This is a genomic window from Clostridium sp. YIM B02506, assembly GCF_022324845.1.
Taxonomy (GTDB): domain Bacteria; phylum Bacillota; class Clostridia; order Clostridiales; family Clostridiaceae; genus Clostridium_T; species Clostridium_T intestinale.
The window spans coordinates 249,446-265,014 of record NZ_JAKGTG010000002.1; the positions used below are offsets into that span (position 1 = coordinate 249,446).

Consider the following 15,569-nt stretch of genomic DNA (forward strand, 5'->3'; position numbering starts at 1 on the left):
TATTTCATGGCATGTAAAAAAGGAGCTCACAAAGTGAACTCCTTTTATAACGTAAAATTATTTACTTAAATATTCTTTAACAATTGAACTTACAAGTTTACCATCAGCACGGCCTACAGTTAAAGGTCTGACTTTCGCCATAACTTTTCCCATCTCCTTAGGAGAGTTGGCACCAACTTCAAGCGCAGCTTGTTTTACAATTTCAAGAATTTCATTCTCGTTTAACTGTTGAGGAAGGTAATTTAGCAAAATCTCAATCTCAGTCTTAGACTTATCTACAAGATCCTGTCTATTTCCCTTTTCAAACTCAAGCATAGCTTCTTTTCTTTGCTTGATTTCTCTTGCTAAAATTTCTATAACTTGCTCATCTTCAATTTTGACATTGTTAGTTTTTTCAACTAAAAGTACAGCTGCTTTAGCCATGCTTAAAACTTCAGCCTTAAATTTTTCTCTTGCCTTTAAAGCCTGTTTCCAGTCCTCTTGAAGTCTTTCTTTTATTGTTGGCAATATAATACCTTCTTTCAAAGAAATTCTTTTATAGAACTCTGCTATTATTTAAACTTTCTCTTTCTAGCAGCTTCTGATTTTTTCTTTCTCTTAACGCTTGGTTTTTCATAATGTTCTCTTTTTCTTACTTCTGAAAGAACACCTGCTCTAGCGCATTTTCTTTTGAATCTTCTTAAAGCACTTTCTAGTGTTTCATTTTCTCCAACTCTAATTTCTGACATCTACTATCCCTCCCTCCGCTAGCTAATATGTTATAATGCACAGCCGTGGGCTTTAAACAACACACGCTATATTATACAATACTATATTTTACAATGTCAAGAACTTCATATAATTATTGTTAGCCTGGAGGCCATTTAAGACTTCTTCCTCCTAGAATATGAAAATGTAGATGATTTACAGTTTGACCACCATCTTCACCACAATTATTAACTATTCTGTAGCCAGTCTCTGATATACCTAGTTCTCTTACTATCTTATGGATAACTAAGTATATATGTGCTATTATATCGCTTTTACTTTCATCTATATCATTAGCACTCGCTATATGTTCTTTAGGAATAACTAATACATGTACTGGAGCTTCCGGGTTTATATCGTGAAAAACAAACACTTTATCATCTTCATAGACTTTTTTTGACGGAATTTCTCCTTTTGCTATTTTACAAAAAATACAATCATTCATGTTTTCACCCCCTTAATCTATTATTTCTCCATAGGCTACTCCATTTCCTGCATCATTTATTTTTACTTTAATAATTTTACCTATTAAGTTTTTTTCTTTAGAACAAACTATAACCTTTATATAGTTATGAGTATATCCTTCATATAAGTCCTGTTCATTTTTTACCTTTTGCTCAAATAAAACAGGTATCTCTGTCTCTATATATTTTTCTATAAATTCTTTTTCATTTTTTAGGTCTAACTCTATTAGTTTTTTACTTCTTTCCTCTTTGACATTTCCATCTATCTGATTTTCCATGTCAGCAGCTCTAGTACCTTTTCTAGGAGAATATTTAAATATATGCATCTTAGATAACTTTATTTTACTTAAAGTCTTATAAGTTTCATTAAACTCTTCTTCTGTTTCACCTGGGAATCCAACTATTATGTCTGTAGTTAAAGACACATCTTTTATCTTTCCCCTTAAAATATTAACTATACTCTCATATTCTTCTATGTTATATCTTCTATTCATTCTTTTAAGAGTTCCATTAGAAGCACTTTGTAATGAAAGATGGAAGTGAGGGCAAAGTTTTTTAAACTTTGTGATTCTTTCAACTACTTCTTCAGTAAAGAAAGTTGGATCAATAGATCCTATTCTTACTCTTTCGATTCCATCTATAGTTTCAATTTTTTCAATTATATCTATAAGTGTTATCTTCTGATCTAATTCAACTCCATAAGAGGCTATATGTATTCCTGAAAGTATTATTTCCTTAAATCCATTCTCAGCTAAAACTTTAATCTCTTCAATAACTTTTCTAGGATCTTTAGAACAAACTGCACCTCTAGTATATGGTATTAAACAATAGGCACAAAATCTATTACAACCGTCTTGTATTTTTAAGAAAGCTCTAGTTTTATCTTGATACTCTTCGATTCTCAAATCTTCAAATTCCTTATTTCTAAGAACTTCTGAAACTTGAACCTGCATCTTACCTTCATCTTTAGCTTTATTAACCCAATAGACCACTTCTCCCTTGTTTCTTGAACCTAGTACTACATCTATGCCTTCTATGCTACTAACCTCATTAGGAGCTATCTGAGAGTAACATCCTACCGCTGCAATAACAGCATCTGGATTTTGTCTTCTTCCTCTAGAAATCATCTGTCTAGATTTTTTATCTCCCATGTTAGTAACGGAGCAGGTATTTATAACATAAACATCTGCAACTTCGCTAAAGTCTACAACTTCATATCCTTCTCTTATAAACTTTTCCATCATAGCTTCTGATTCATATACATTAACTCTGCAACCTAATGTCGCAAATGCCACTTTCATTACTCATTTCCTCCTAAATCTCCAAGCTCATATTGAAGCAATGATCCACAAACAAAACCAGCTGTTTCAGTTCTTAGAATCCTTGGTCCTAAAGTTACAATATAAGCTCCATTATCTTTAAGTTTGTTTATTTCTTCTTCTTCAAACCCACCTTCAGGACCTATTATAATCCCAAGTTTGTTTACACTTTTATCTATATTCTTAACTAAAGACTTAACTCCAAAGTTTTCAGCATTTTCATAAGGAACTACAACTAAGTCCATAAGTTTTAACTCTTCCTCTAACTCTTTAAAAGAAATAGGAGAGTTTATCTTAGGTATAAAAGTTCTCTTACTTTGTTTTGAAGCTTCTAAAGCTATTCTCTCAAGTCTGTCTAACTTCTTAAACTCACCCTTTAACTTAACGTCAACTCGCTCAGTTATTATTGGAGTTATTTCTTTAAATCCAAGTTCTGTTCCTTTTTGAACAATTAAGTCCATCTTTGCAGCTTTAGGAAGTCCTTGATAAAGATGTACTTCAAGTGGGCTTTCATTATTAACTTCTAACTTTTCATCTATAACTACTTTAACTTCAGTCTTAGTTATTTCTGTTATTCTTCCTAAAAACTCTTCTCCTTGAAGATTGTTTATAACTACTTTTTCACCTTCTTCAAGTCTTAGAACTCTATATATATGTTTAACATCTTCACCTAGTATTCTAGCCTCATTCTCATAAAACAGTTCTTTAGGAGTAAAAAACTTATGCATTCTCTTCTCTCCTTATTTCAACTTTGCAATTATACAATTCCACTCGCCATCTTTATTAACTTCTATAACTTCAAACCCATTTTCTTCAAGGTTAGCTATAACCATTTCTCTTCTATCATGAATTATTCCTGATGTTATAAAGATTCCATCTTTATTAAGTGCCTTTTTAACATCTGGAGTTAAAATACAGATTATTTCTGCTATGATGTTTGCAACAACTAAATCTGCTTTTCCATCAACTACATCTAAAAGATTACCTTCTAGTATTTCTATATTGTTAACATCATTAAATGTTAAATTCTCTTTTGCAGAGTCTACTGCTACGGGGTCTAAGTCAACACCAACTACATGCTTAGCTCCAAGTTTAGCTGCAACTATTGCAAGAATTCCTGAACCAGTTCCTATATCAAAAACTACAGTATCTTCTTTTGTGTATCTTTCTAAAGCCGCAACACACATTCTAGTAGTTTCATGAGTTCCTGTCCCAAAAGCCATACCTGGATCTAGTTCAACTATTAAATCCTCGCCTTCAGCCTTATAGTCTTCCCATATAGGTTTGATTACAATCTTCTTACCTATCTTAGTTGGTTTATAGTACTGCTTCCAGTTGTTTGCCCAATCTTCTTCTTTCATCTTTGTAGAGATAACTTCTGCATCTCCCAAATCGAAGCCCATTTCTTTTAGCTCTTCAACTTTCTCTTTAATATAAGTAACTACTTCTTCTATCTTATCTTCTTCTGCAAAATACCCTTTTACACAAGCTGCTTTTCCTTTATATTCTAATATATTTAAATCTGCAAAATCCCAAGTTAAAGGTCCTTGCTCTCTATCTAATATATCATTAGGATCCTCTATAGCTACCCCCTTACAATCTAACGAGTAAAAAATAGCTGATACTGGTTCAAGAGCCTCACTTTTTGTTATTACCTTAACTTCCATCCAAGTTCCTTGCATTAAATTCATTCCTTTCTACATCCATTGACTAATATAATATTTTACACGTAAAGAGTAATTATGTCTATGGCATTTTAGAATTAACAATTGACTATCAAATATCACTTGCTCACCTTATTTTGTACTATTGGTTTACTCTTTTTGTTGTATATTACAACTGTTATAATTGACACAAGAACAATAACAGAATTCGCAGCAATAGTCCCCGCCCAAGTCATAGTCATTGTACCAAAGAGAGGAGATGCTGCGTTAAACATGGTGTGAAATAATACACACATAAACACACGGCCTTTTCCTGATATCTTGTAAATTGCTCCGTTGAAAAAACGAAACGCAATGAGTTGAACCGAAAACATCCAAAAGTTAATTAGTCCATCTCCATGATTCGTCCCTGGAATAAAGAAAAGTGGGATATGCCATGGAATCCAAATGAGCCCAGCCAAAATAGAAGATATAATAAAACCATATTTTTTATCAAGTCTAGGCTGCAATACGTACATCCATCCAGATTCCTCTAAGCCACCAATAATAAGATTACCAGGCAAAGAAAGAAAAATCATATAAAATGGAAGGACCATTTTAGCGGTTCCTGTGACTACCATATGAGTCAAAAAATAAAGCGCAAGTCCTCCAATAACAAACAAATAGAGATATATTTTATTTTTGACATAAAATACAGTTTTGAGCCACTCCTTAAAATCTGCTATTTTATTATTTTTCTTAAGAACAATATATGAAGCAATAGCAGGCGATAAAATATATATGGCAAAAGGAATATTCATTACGAATTCCCCTAACGAGTTAACCCAATTATGAACCGAATATCCAAATTGCCCAAGAACAATCAATATACCTGCTACAATATAGGCTATAAAAAATGTTAAAATCGTAAATTGTACTACTATCTTTTTATCCGTCTTCATTTCTTTACCTCACCTTTTAAAAGCCATGTTAAAATCTAACAAATGGTCAATTTGAATTTTATTAGCAATTCTATTTTACCACATAAAACCAAAAAGAAGGCTATGTAATAAGGATCTTCTAAAGCCTTACTACATAGCCCTTATAAACTTATTTAATTATTTTGCTGCCTTCGCTGCATTTATTATTTCTTCAAACTTAGGTTGCTCTGCTATTTCACCTAAATATTCTACATGAGTTACCTTATTATCTGAATCAACTACAAAAGCTGCTCTAGTTAAAAGCCCTAACTCTTTAACGTATGTTCCAGTAGCTTCTCCAAAAGCTCTATCTTTATAGTCAGAAACAGTTACAACATTTTCAATTCCTTCTGCTGCACACCATCTTGCTTGAGCAAAAGGCAAATCCATTGATACAGTGTAAACTGTAACCCCTTTAAGTTCAGATACTTTTTCATTAAAGGTTCTAACCTCTAAATCACAAACAGATGTATCTACAGATGGGACCGCCAAAAAAATTCTTACTCCCTTTGTATCTTTTAATGTTAATGGAGATAAATCATTTTTTGAAACAACAAAGTCTCTAAATGTATCTCCTACCTTAACTTCTTTTCCTACTAATGTTACTGGATTTCCTTTAAAATTTACTTGCATAATCCTATCTCCTCTCACTTTATCTATATTATTATATTCAATTATTAATTTTATCTATATTCATTATATACACTTACTACTTTTCCTATACAACTATATTTTACCAAATAATTCTTGCTTGTCAATAGTTATTATTAGTTAAAAAAGAGAACAGTTAATGAAAATAATCATTAACTGTCCCCTCTATTGCTTATATTAATCTGGCATTAATATAAATCTTAATATAAATAAGAATGCCATTATGTACATAATTGGATGAACATCTTTTCTTTTACCTGTAAATACCTTCATCAGTGGGTAGAATATCATTCCTACAGCTATTCCATTAGCTATTGAATACGTAAATGGCATCATAGCTATTGTGAAGAAAGCTGGTACAGCTTCTGTAAAGTCTGAGAAGTCTATTTCCTTAACAGCACTTAGCATAAGTACTCCAACTATTATGAGAGCTGGCGCTGTTGCACTTGAAGGAACCACCCCTATAAGACTGCTAAAGAATAATGAACATATAAATAATATACTTACAACTACATTAGATAGTCCTGTTCTAGCACCTGCTGCTATACCTGCTGCTGATTCTACAACTGTTGCTAAAGTTGTTGTACCTAAAAATCCACCTAAAGTTGTTGCCATAGCATCTGCAAATAGAGATTTTCTCAAGTTTTTAGCTTCTCCATTTTCATCTATCATTCCTGAAGTTTGGGCAGTTCCAACTAAAGTTCCTAAAGAATCAAATAAGTCAACTAAGCTCAAAGTTATTACAACCATAAATATAGTAAGTATAGCTCCTACTAGCCCTCCTCCATTATGAGACAATAGTCCTTTAAAGTCTAAAGCTAAGAAAGTATTTCCTATTGGTGGAAGTGAAAATACATGTACATTATCGAGTTTAGTTATTCCCATTGGAATTCCTATTATAGTAGTTATTATAATTCCTATAAGCATGGCGCCTTTAACGTTTCTAGCCATTAATACAGCCATAATAACTAAACCTACTATTGTTAGTATAACTGAACTATTCCTAAAGTCTCCAAAGGCTACTAAGGTTGCAGGATTAGCTACTACTATTCCTCCACTTTTTAAACCTATCAATGATATAAATAATCCTATACCTGCTGTTATAGCAAGTTTCAAGTTATGTGGCATAGCATAAACTATTTTTTCCCTTATAGATGTTAAAGTTATAATTATAAATAGTATCCCTGATATAGATACAGCTGCTAATCCTTGCTGCCATGTATATCCTAATTTCAAACAAATATTAAAAGCAAAGAAACTAACTAATCCAAGACCTGGAGCCAATACAAAAGGCATATTAGCATAAAAAGCCATAATAAGTGTACCTACTGCTGCTGCAATACATACTGATGCAAATGCAGAACCAACTACAGGGTCGTTTGCTATAGTTAAAACTGCTGCCTCATCACCCTTTAAACCTAAAGAGTTCATCCCTCCAAGTTTTAAAATATTAGGAACAACTAGTAAAGCATAAGCTATGGTTACAAAGGTTGTAATTCCACCTAATATTTCTGTCTTTACATCTGTTTTGTTTTCTTTTAACTTAAAGATTTTTTCTAAAATGTTATTTTCTTTAGTTTTCATAAAAAGCCTCCTCATAAGTAATGCAATAAAAAAGTACCCGCTTGGAATAGGTAAACCAAACTGGTACAGTAAATACTTAACATCACCATTGATTTACCCATAGCGAAATTTTTACGGAATTTCGTAGAAACATCTGAACCATATTATCAGATATATATGGGCTTGTACTTTTTGACTGACTTAACCATGATATAATAAGGCTTTTACAATGTCAACTGGCGATTAATTTCTTATAAAAACCAAAAAATTTTCGTTAGATTTCTCTTCAGAATATTTATATCCTTCACTCTCAAAATCTTTAATACCTTCAATACTTTCTATCTCATTTTCAATTAAATATCTTGCCATAAGACCTCTAGCTCTTTTAGCATATATACTAATTATCTTGTAGCTTCCATTTTTATAATCTTTAAATACAGGTGTAATAACCTTATACTTTTTCTTTAATTCCTCAAGCCTTGCTGCCTTTGAATATTCTTCTGATGCTAGGTTTACTAGAACTTTAGTTTTTTCTTTACTTAATTCACTATCTAAAAAATCAACTATTTTATGTCCCCAAAACTCATATAGATCTTTTCCTGCTTTATTCTTAAGCTTTGTTCCCATCTCTAATCTATGTTCTTTAATTCTATCTAGTGGTTTTAAAACCCCATAAAGACCAGATAATATTCTTAAATGTTTATCTCCATACAAAACTTCTTCATATTTTAAAGAGTTTATATCTAATCCCCTATAAACATCTCCATGAAATGCAAATACAGCTTCTTTAACAGGGTTTAATTCATACTGCTGAAATCTATAAAAATTAAGTTCTCCAAGTTTCTCAGAAATTTTCATTAAAGAACATATATCCTCTGGACTAAACTTTTTCAATTCTTTTATAAGTTTCTCTGATTCATTTATGAAATTAGGAGTTCTATCACTAACTACATTTGATTTATCACTAAAATTTAATGATTTTGCTGGTGAAACTATGTATATCATCTCTTATCCTTTCACAATTAAAATTTGTTATTCCTCAACTTAATAATACAACACTCAATTGACAATTGCCATTTGAGTGTTGATTAATCCATTCACTATACTTCTCTAAGTATCTTTTAAAAACCATCTCCATCTAAGAAGTTTCCTAACCCTCCTAGTATGCTTCCTTCTTCTCTTCCTGCTCTTCCTCCCATACTAGCAGACATTACTCTTGATGCTAATCTGCTAAACGGTAAACTTTGAATCCATACCTTTCCTGGTCCTTTTAAGGTAGCAAAGAATAGCCCTTCTCCTCCAAATAATGCATTTTTTATTCCACCTACAAATTGAATATCATAGTCTACTGAAGTTGTCATAGCAACTATACAACCTGTATCTATCTTTAAAATCTGTCCTGAATATAATTCCTTTTCTAGTATGGTTCCTCCTGCATGAACGAAGGCTAACCCATCTCCTTGAAGCTTTTGAAGAATAAACCCTTCCCCTCCAAAAATTCCCGCTCCAAATTTTTTAGTAAATTCTATACCAATTTGTGTTCCTTTTTGAGCACATAGAAAAGATTCTTTTTGACAAATTAAAGTTCCATTATACTGAGATAACTGAATAGGTAGTATCTTTCCTGGATAAGGTGCCGCAAAAGAAACCATGGCTCTATCATAACCCATATTAGTAAAAGTAGTCATAAAAAGACTTTCTCCAGTTACTACCCTCTTTCCTGCTGAGAAAAGTTTATCCATGAATCCGCCGCCCTTAGAAGAACCATCTCCGAATGTTGTTGCCATCTCTATGGGATTATCCATCATCATCATAGAACCTGCTTCAGCAATCATAGTTTCATTAGGATCTAATAATACTTCAACAAATTGCATGTCATCTCCATGAATAGTATAGTCGATATTTTGAGCCATAAGTGCTCCTCCTCTTACATGTAAGTTTATAGTTTAATTAAAGCAAATAAACTCTTTTATTTCAATTACTTAAAATAAAAAAATCTAGCATAAGCTAGATTTTTTTATAGATACTTTAGTACAAATTATTCTCCGAATATTTTATCCATAAAGCTCTTTTTATTTTTTGAATCTTTATGTTTTTCATGAGATACTTCCTGATTTTGAAGTTCCCCTGAAGCTTCCATAAACATTCTTAATGCTTCTTTTTGTTTTTCATTTAAAGCTTTTGGAATATCAACTATAACTTTAACATATTGATCTCCACGAGCTGATGAGTTAACTCTTTGAACACCCTTACCTTTAAGTCTAAATAATGTTCCAGATTGAGTTCCTGACGGTATGCTATATTTAACCTCACCATCAATTGTAGGAACCTTAATATCTACTCCTAGTGCTGCTTTTGCCATAGAGATATGTTCATCAATATATAAATCAAAGCCTTTCCTTGTATAAATCTTTGATGGAGCTACTGATATTTTAACATATAAATCTCCTGGAGGACCTCCATTTACACCATGGTCTCCTTGTCCCCTTAACGGCATAACATTTCCTGTATCAACTCCAGCAGGAATATTAACTTTAATCTTTCTATTTTTTCTTACTCTTCCTTTACCTCTGCAAGTATCACAAGGTGCTTCTACTACTTTACCTGTTCCACCACAAACATCACAAGTTGAAGAACTAACAAAGTTTCCTAGTGGAGTTCTTCTCTCAACTCTTACTTGACCAGAGCCTCCACACTTAGAACAAGTCTTAGGTGAAGTTCCAGCTTTTGCTCCTGTTCCATGACAAGTTTCACAATTTTCCGTTCTTGTTACTGAAATTTCTTTTTCTACTCCAAATATAGCTTCTTCAAAACTTAAGTGAAGAGTATATTCAAGATCCGAACCTTCCCTTGGGGCATTTCTTCTTGAGCCACCACCGCCCCCAAAGCCTCCTCCAAAGAAGCTTTCAAATATATCTCCAAAGCCTCCCATATCAGAGAAATCAAAACCACCTTGACCAAATCCACCTGATCCGTCAGTTGTACCAAACTGATCATATTGAGCCTTTTTCTGAGGATCACTTAAAACTTGATATGCTTCATTTATTTCCTTAAATTTCTCCTCGGCTTCTGCATTTCCTTGATTTTTGTCAGGGTGATATTGAATCGCTAGCTTTCTAAAGGCTTTTTTAATTTCATCATCTGAGGCTCCTTTTTGAAGACCTAAAACCTCATATAAATCCTTTGACGCCATAAATCCACCACCTATTAAACTTAATTAAAAGGGAAGAGTAGTTCTCCCTTCCCTATCAAAATATTATATGCTATTTATCACTATGGTTTCAACTATTTATCGTCTTCTACCTTAAAATCAGCATCTACAACATTATCATCTTGAGCTGCTCCTTGGTTTGCTCCCATGTTATTTGGGTCAAATCCTTGGCCTTGAGCATTAGCATCTTGATAAATTTTTGAAGAAACAGCATAGAATTCTTGAGTTAACTCATCTGTAGCTTTCTTTATAGCTTCTAAGTCTTCTCCATCCTTGATTTTCTTAACTTCTTCTAATTTAGCTTGTATCTTGCTCTTATCTTCAGCTGATACTTTATCTCCTAAATCAGTTAAAGCCTTTTCTGTTTGGTAAACTACTTGATCAGCATTATTCTTTATTTCTATAGAATCTTTTCTCTTCTTATCTTCTTCAGCAAATTTTTCTGCTTCTTTTACTGCCTTATCTATTTCATCATCTGAAAGGTTAGTTGATGCAGTAATTGTTATATTAGCTTCCTTACCAGTTCCTTTATCTGTTGCAGAAACCTTAACGATTCCGTTAGCATCTATATCAAAAGTAACTTCAATTTGAGGAATTCCTCTTGGTGCTGGAGCTATTCCAGATAAAGTAAATCTACCTAAAGTTTTGTTGTCCGCTGCCATTTGTCTTTCACCTTGAACTACGTGAATTTCAACGCTAGTTTGGCTATCAGCTGCTGTTGAGAACACTTGGCTCTTTCTAGTTGGTATAGTTGTATTTCTTTCTATTAATGGTGTAGCAACTCCACCTAATGTTTCTATTCCTAAAGTTAAAGGTGTAACGTCTAGTAATAATACATCTTTAACATCTCCTGTTAATACTCCACCTTGAATAGCTGCTCCTACAGCAACACATTCATCTGGGTTAACTCCCTTTGATGGATCTTTTCCAGTAAAGTTTTTAACAGCTTCTTGAACAGCTGGTATTCTTGTAGATCCTCCAACAAGTAATACCTTATCTATTTCTCCTATGCTAAGACCTGCATCATTTAAAGCCTTTCTCATTGGTTCTATAGTTCTTTGAACTAAGTCATGAGTTAATTCATTGAATTTAGCTCTAGTTAATGTTAAATCTATATGCTTTGGACCTGTAGCATCAGCTGTGATAAATGGTAAGTTTATTATTGTTTGAGTTGATGAAGATAATTCTATCTTAGCTTTTTCAGCAGCTTCTTTTAATCTTTGAAGTGCCATCTTATCGTTTCTTAAATCTATACCATTTTCAGCTCTAAAGCTTTCAGCTATAAAATCTATAATTTTTTGGTCGAAGTCATCTCCACCTAGTTTTGTATCTCCGTTAGTAGCTTTAACTTCGAAAACTCCATCTCCAAGTTCAAGTATAGATACGTCGAAAGTACCGCCACCTAAGTCATATACGAATATTTTTTGGTTAGTATCCATTTTATCTAAACCATAAGCAAGTGCTGCTGCTGTTGGTTCATTTATTATTCTTAACACTTCTAATCCTGCTATTTTTCCAGCATCTTTTGTTGCTTGTCTTTGAGAGTCATTAAAGTAAGCTGGAACAGTTATAACTGCTTGAGTTACAGTTTCTCCTAAATAACTTTCTGCATCAGCTTTAATTTTTTGTAGAACCATAGCTGAAATTTCTTGTGGGGTATAGTCCTTGCCATCTATGTTAGTTTTATGGCTAGTTCCCATATGTCTCTTTATTGATATTATCGTTTTATCTGGATTTGTTATTGATTGTCTCTTTGCTACTTGACCTACTAATCTATCTCCATTTGCTTGAAAAGATACTACTGAAGGAGTTGTTCTTGCACCTTCTGCGTTTGCAATAACAACTGGATCTCCACCTTCCATTACTGCTACGCATGAGTTTGTAGTTCCTAAGTCAATTCCTATTACTTTTGCCATGTTAAATTTCCTCCTTAAATTCAGTTAAATTAGTTTACAACTTTAACCATTGAATATCTTATTACTTTTTCACCTTTTTTGTATCCTTTTTGGAATACTTCTGATACCTTGTTAGGTCCAAAATTTTCATCTTGATCATGCATTACAGCTTGATGAAGATTAGGATCAAAATCTCCTGAAGCATCTATTTCTTCAACGCCTAACTTCTCAAGAGAACCTTTGAAGCCTCTTATAGTCATTTCTATTCCTTTTTTAAGGTCATCAACTGATCCATCAACTGATACTGCTCTCTCTAAGTTATCAAGAGTAGGAAGCACTTCTTTTATTACATCGTAACATGCATCAGTGTATATACCTTCTTTTTCTTTTTGAGATCTTTTTCTAAAGTTTTCATACTCAGCACTTAATCTTACTAGTCTTTCCTTTAATGCCTCAACTTCGTTATTAAGTTTTGTATTTTCTTCTTTTAATTTAGAATTTTTTCCTTTAAGCACATCTTCAATAGAGATTACTTCTTCAAATTCTTTATCTTCTAAAACTTCTGCTTCTTCAGCAGTTTCTTCAACATTTTCTTCTACGTCTTTAGAAGTATCTTCTGTTTCAGTAATCTGCTCTCCTTCTAAGTTTTCATTTTTTAAATCTTCAGTGTTAATATTCTCTTTTTCCAAAATCCTTACACCCCTTCTCTCTAGTATTATTTTAAGCTCTGATTGTTAAGAACATTATTAAGCTCCTTCATTACCTCTGCCATTATAGAAATAACTTTAGAATAATTTATTCTCTTAGGTCCAATTAATCCAACTGTTCCAAGAGCTGTTTCTCCTAAAATGTATTCAGCAGAAATAATACTACAGTCTTTTGCTTGAGGTAAGAAATTCTCATCACCTATCTTTATTGATATTCCATGATCTGTACTTATTAATTGATTTACAGTATCCTTGTTATAAAGAAGCTGTAAAATCTCTTTAGCTCTATCAATATCGTTATATTCAGAGTAATTGAATATATTGGTGGTTCCTTCCATAAATACCTCAGAAGAATCCGATGATTTTAATGTTTCATATAAAAGAGCTAAAACTCCATTTAATATTTCATCAAACCCTTTTAATTCATGAGTAAGCCTGTTTATTACTTCAAGGTTAATTTCTTCTATACTCAAATTAACAAGCCTATCATTCAGTATATTATTTATTTTTGTTACCGTCTCTATACTTAAAGGTTTATTTATCTTAAGCAGTCTATTTTTAACTACTCCACTATCAGTAACAATTACACATAGAATATTTATTATATCTATAGGTATTAATTGTGCAGATTTCATTGAACTTTTTCTAACTGATGGGGCCTTAACCACACAAGTTAATCTAGTTAGTTCAGATAAAAGTGAAGAGACTTGCTTTAATATACTATCCACCTCAAATAAAGCAGTATCAATAATATACTTTTTAATCATTAATTCTTCGTCTAAACTTAGTTTCTCGTAAGACATAAGTTTATCCACATAAAGTCTATAGCCTTTACTAGAGGGTACTCTTCCGGCAGATGTATGAGGTTGTTCCAAGTAGCCTAACTCCTCTAAGTCTGCCATTTCATTTCTAATTGTTGCAGAACTTATTCCCAATTCGTATTTCTTAGCTAAAGTTCTAGATCCTACTGGCTCTCCAGTGTTTATAAAGTCACTAATTATGGCTTGTAGAATCTTAATTTTTCTTTCATCTATTGCCATAGTATCACCTCTTTTATTAGCACTCACTATCATCGAGTGCTAACGACTACGTATTTAATATATTATTTATAAGTTTTTTTGTCAATAAACAGAAATATTAATTAACTATGCTATGACTCAATTTAGAGAAATAATCTATATATTACTTAAAATTTCTGCTATTTTCTCTATATTGCTATTGTTTATATTTTCCTTATTATTAACTTAATAAAAAATCACTCATAACGTAATTACTTAGTTGAATGCCTTCTTTATTTAAATATATTTTCCCATTATCTTTATTTAATAATCCTTTTTTTACGTGATTATTAATTACATCTTTATAAATGCTTTCCATAGATACATTAAACCTTTCAAAAAAATCTTTTTCACTTACTCCTGATGTTTTTCTAAGTCCCAAAAACATAAACTCTTCCATAAGTTCTTCTTTTGATAAATGATTAGTTTCTTCAATACCATTTGATTTTTTTTCTACTGACAAAATATAATCTTCAATTTTATCATAATTTTTAGTTCTAGTTTCATTGAGTAGTGATGCAGCAGCTACTCCACAGCCTAAATATTCTCCAAGTTCCCAATAAACTAAATTATGTTTGCATTCTTTATCATCTTTTGAGAAATTAGATATTTCATATTGTTTATACCCTTTAGAATCTAGATACTCTACTGCATCCTCATACATGGCTCTTTCTTCTTCCTCAGATGGTAGCTTAAGTTTTCCTTTTTCATATAGTTTATAAAATGGAGTACCTTCTTCTACTATTAAAGAGTAAGCTGATATATGTTCTGGATTAAGTTCAACTACTGAACTTAGAGTTTCTTCAAAGTCTTTCAGAGTTTGACTAGGTAAACCAAACATTAAATCAACATTTACGTTTTTAAACCCAACTTGTCTAACTAAGTCGTAGTTTTCTTTAAACTCTGTGAAACTATGAATTCTTCCTAAACTTTTAAGCAAACTTTCATTTGAACTCTGCAAACCTAAGCTAAGTCGGTTAACTTTGTACTTCTTCATAAGTTCTAACTTGTCTCTAGTTAAAGTTCCTGGATTACACTCTACTGTAAACTCTACATCTTCCTCTAAGTTTAAACTACTTACATTCTTAAGTAGTTTCTCTAACTCCTCATAAGGTAAATAACTCGGAGTTCCACCACCTATAAATATAGTCTTAAAACTATAGTCCTTTGAAGCGTTATTGATTTCTATATTTAAAGCATCTACATACTTACTTATCACATCTTCTTTCCCACTATAAGATGAGAAGTCACAGTACTTACACTTTTGCTTACAAAAAGGTATCTGTATGTATAATGATATTTTTTTCATAAAATCCTCCTTTAATTAGTTG

At 32.1% G+C, this 15,569-nt stretch carries 16 protein-coding genes and 1 riboswitch; all 16 genes read right to left on the reverse strand.

Annotation, left to right across the window (positions count from 1 at the left end):
• Positions 1 to 57: 57 nt before the first annotated feature.
• The gene (locus L1S49_RS03140; RefSeq protein ID WP_073018782.1) at positions 58 to 507 is read right to left on the reverse strand and encodes a GatB/YqeY domain-containing protein; all 450 of its coding nucleotides are present in this window, start codon (positions 505 to 507) and stop codon (positions 58 to 60) included.
• Positions 508 to 551: 44 nt separating this feature from the next.
• Positions 552 to 728, reverse strand: coding sequence for a 30S ribosomal protein S21 (gene rpsU / locus L1S49_RS03145; protein WP_021801013.1), 177 nt, complete (start codon positions 726 to 728; stop codon positions 552 to 554).
• Between the two features lie 119 nt (positions 729 to 847).
• On the reverse strand, positions 848 to 1,192 hold the full coding sequence (locus L1S49_RS03150; RefSeq protein WP_238902521.1) for a histidine triad nucleotide-binding protein: 345 nt from the start codon (positions 1,190 to 1,192) through the stop codon (positions 848 to 850).
• 12 nt (positions 1,193 to 1,204) lie between these two features.
• Positions 1,205 to 2,512 carry a tRNA (N(6)-L-threonylcarbamoyladenosine(37)-C(2))-methylthiotransferase MtaB gene (gene mtaB, locus L1S49_RS03155; RefSeq protein ID WP_238902522.1) on the reverse strand — a complete coding sequence of 436 codons (1,308 nt, stop codon included), beginning with the start codon at positions 2,510 to 2,512 and terminating at the stop codon, positions 1,205 to 1,207.
• Entirely contained in the window at positions 2,512 to 3,258 is a 747-nt protein-coding gene (locus L1S49_RS03160; protein ID WP_238902523.1) for a 16S rRNA (uracil(1498)-N(3))-methyltransferase, read from the reverse strand. Before L1S49_RS03160 ends, mtaB begins: the two co-directional genes overlap by 1 nt.
• Before the next feature lie 12 nt (positions 3,259 to 3,270).
• On the reverse strand, positions 3,271 to 4,212 hold the full coding sequence (gene prmA, locus L1S49_RS03165; protein WP_238902619.1) for a 50S ribosomal protein L11 methyltransferase: 942 nt from the start codon (positions 4,210 to 4,212) through the stop codon (positions 3,271 to 3,273).
• A 101-nt stretch (positions 4,213 to 4,313) separates the two neighbouring features.
• Entirely contained in the window at positions 4,314 to 5,135 is an 822-nt protein-coding gene (locus L1S49_RS03170) for a CPBP family intramembrane glutamic endopeptidase (RefSeq protein WP_238902524.1), read from the reverse strand.
• Between the two features lie 156 nt (positions 5,136 to 5,291).
• Positions 5,292 to 5,786 (reverse strand): thiol peroxidase, encoded by a 495-nt coding sequence (gene tpx / locus L1S49_RS03175; protein WP_073018771.1) that lies wholly within the window; start codon positions 5,784 to 5,786, stop codon positions 5,292 to 5,294.
• Positions 5,787 to 5,981: 195 nt separating this feature from the next.
• Complete coding sequence (locus tag L1S49_RS03180; protein ID WP_238902525.1) at positions 5,982 to 7,388, reverse strand: NCS2 family permease; 1,407 nt, start codon at positions 7,386 to 7,388, stop codon at positions 5,982 to 5,984.
• 80 nt (positions 7,389 to 7,468) lie between these two features.
• Positions 7,469 to 7,568, reverse strand: a riboswitch (purine riboswitch).
• A gap of 42 nt (positions 7,569 to 7,610) precedes the next feature.
• Positions 7,611 to 8,372: a peroxide stress protein YaaA gene (gene yaaA, locus L1S49_RS03185; protein WP_238902526.1), complete on the reverse strand. Its 762-nt coding sequence runs from the start codon at positions 8,370 to 8,372 to the stop codon at positions 7,611 to 7,613.
• 116 nt (positions 8,373 to 8,488) lie between these two features.
• A complete protein-coding gene (locus L1S49_RS03190) occupies positions 8,489 to 9,280 on the reverse strand; it encodes a TIGR00266 family protein (RefSeq protein ID WP_238902527.1) in 792 nt (263 codons plus the stop codon).
• A gap of 125 nt (positions 9,281 to 9,405) precedes the next feature.
• Positions 9,406 to 10,560 (reverse strand): molecular chaperone DnaJ, encoded by a 1,155-nt coding sequence (gene dnaJ / locus L1S49_RS03195; protein ID WP_238902528.1) that lies wholly within the window; start codon positions 10,558 to 10,560, stop codon positions 9,406 to 9,408.
• Between the two features lie 92 nt (positions 10,561 to 10,652).
• Positions 10,653 to 12,494 (reverse strand): molecular chaperone DnaK, encoded by a 1,842-nt coding sequence (gene dnaK / locus L1S49_RS03200; protein WP_238902529.1) that lies wholly within the window; start codon positions 12,492 to 12,494, stop codon positions 10,653 to 10,655.
• Positions 12,495 to 12,523: 29 nt separating this feature from the next.
• Positions 12,524 to 13,162 carry a nucleotide exchange factor GrpE gene (grpE, locus tag L1S49_RS03205; protein ID WP_238902530.1) on the reverse strand — a complete coding sequence of 213 codons (639 nt, stop codon included), beginning with the start codon at positions 13,160 to 13,162 and terminating at the stop codon, positions 12,524 to 12,526.
• 26 nt (positions 13,163 to 13,188) lie between these two features.
• Entirely contained in the window at positions 13,189 to 14,220 is a 1,032-nt protein-coding gene (gene hrcA / locus L1S49_RS03210) for a heat-inducible transcriptional repressor HrcA (protein ID WP_073018753.1), read from the reverse strand.
• Between the two features lie 199 nt (positions 14,221 to 14,419).
• A complete protein-coding gene (gene hemW, locus L1S49_RS03215) occupies positions 14,420 to 15,547 on the reverse strand; it encodes a radical SAM family heme chaperone HemW (protein WP_238902531.1) in 1,128 nt (375 codons plus the stop codon).
• Positions 15,548 to 15,569 lie beyond the last annotated feature (22 nt).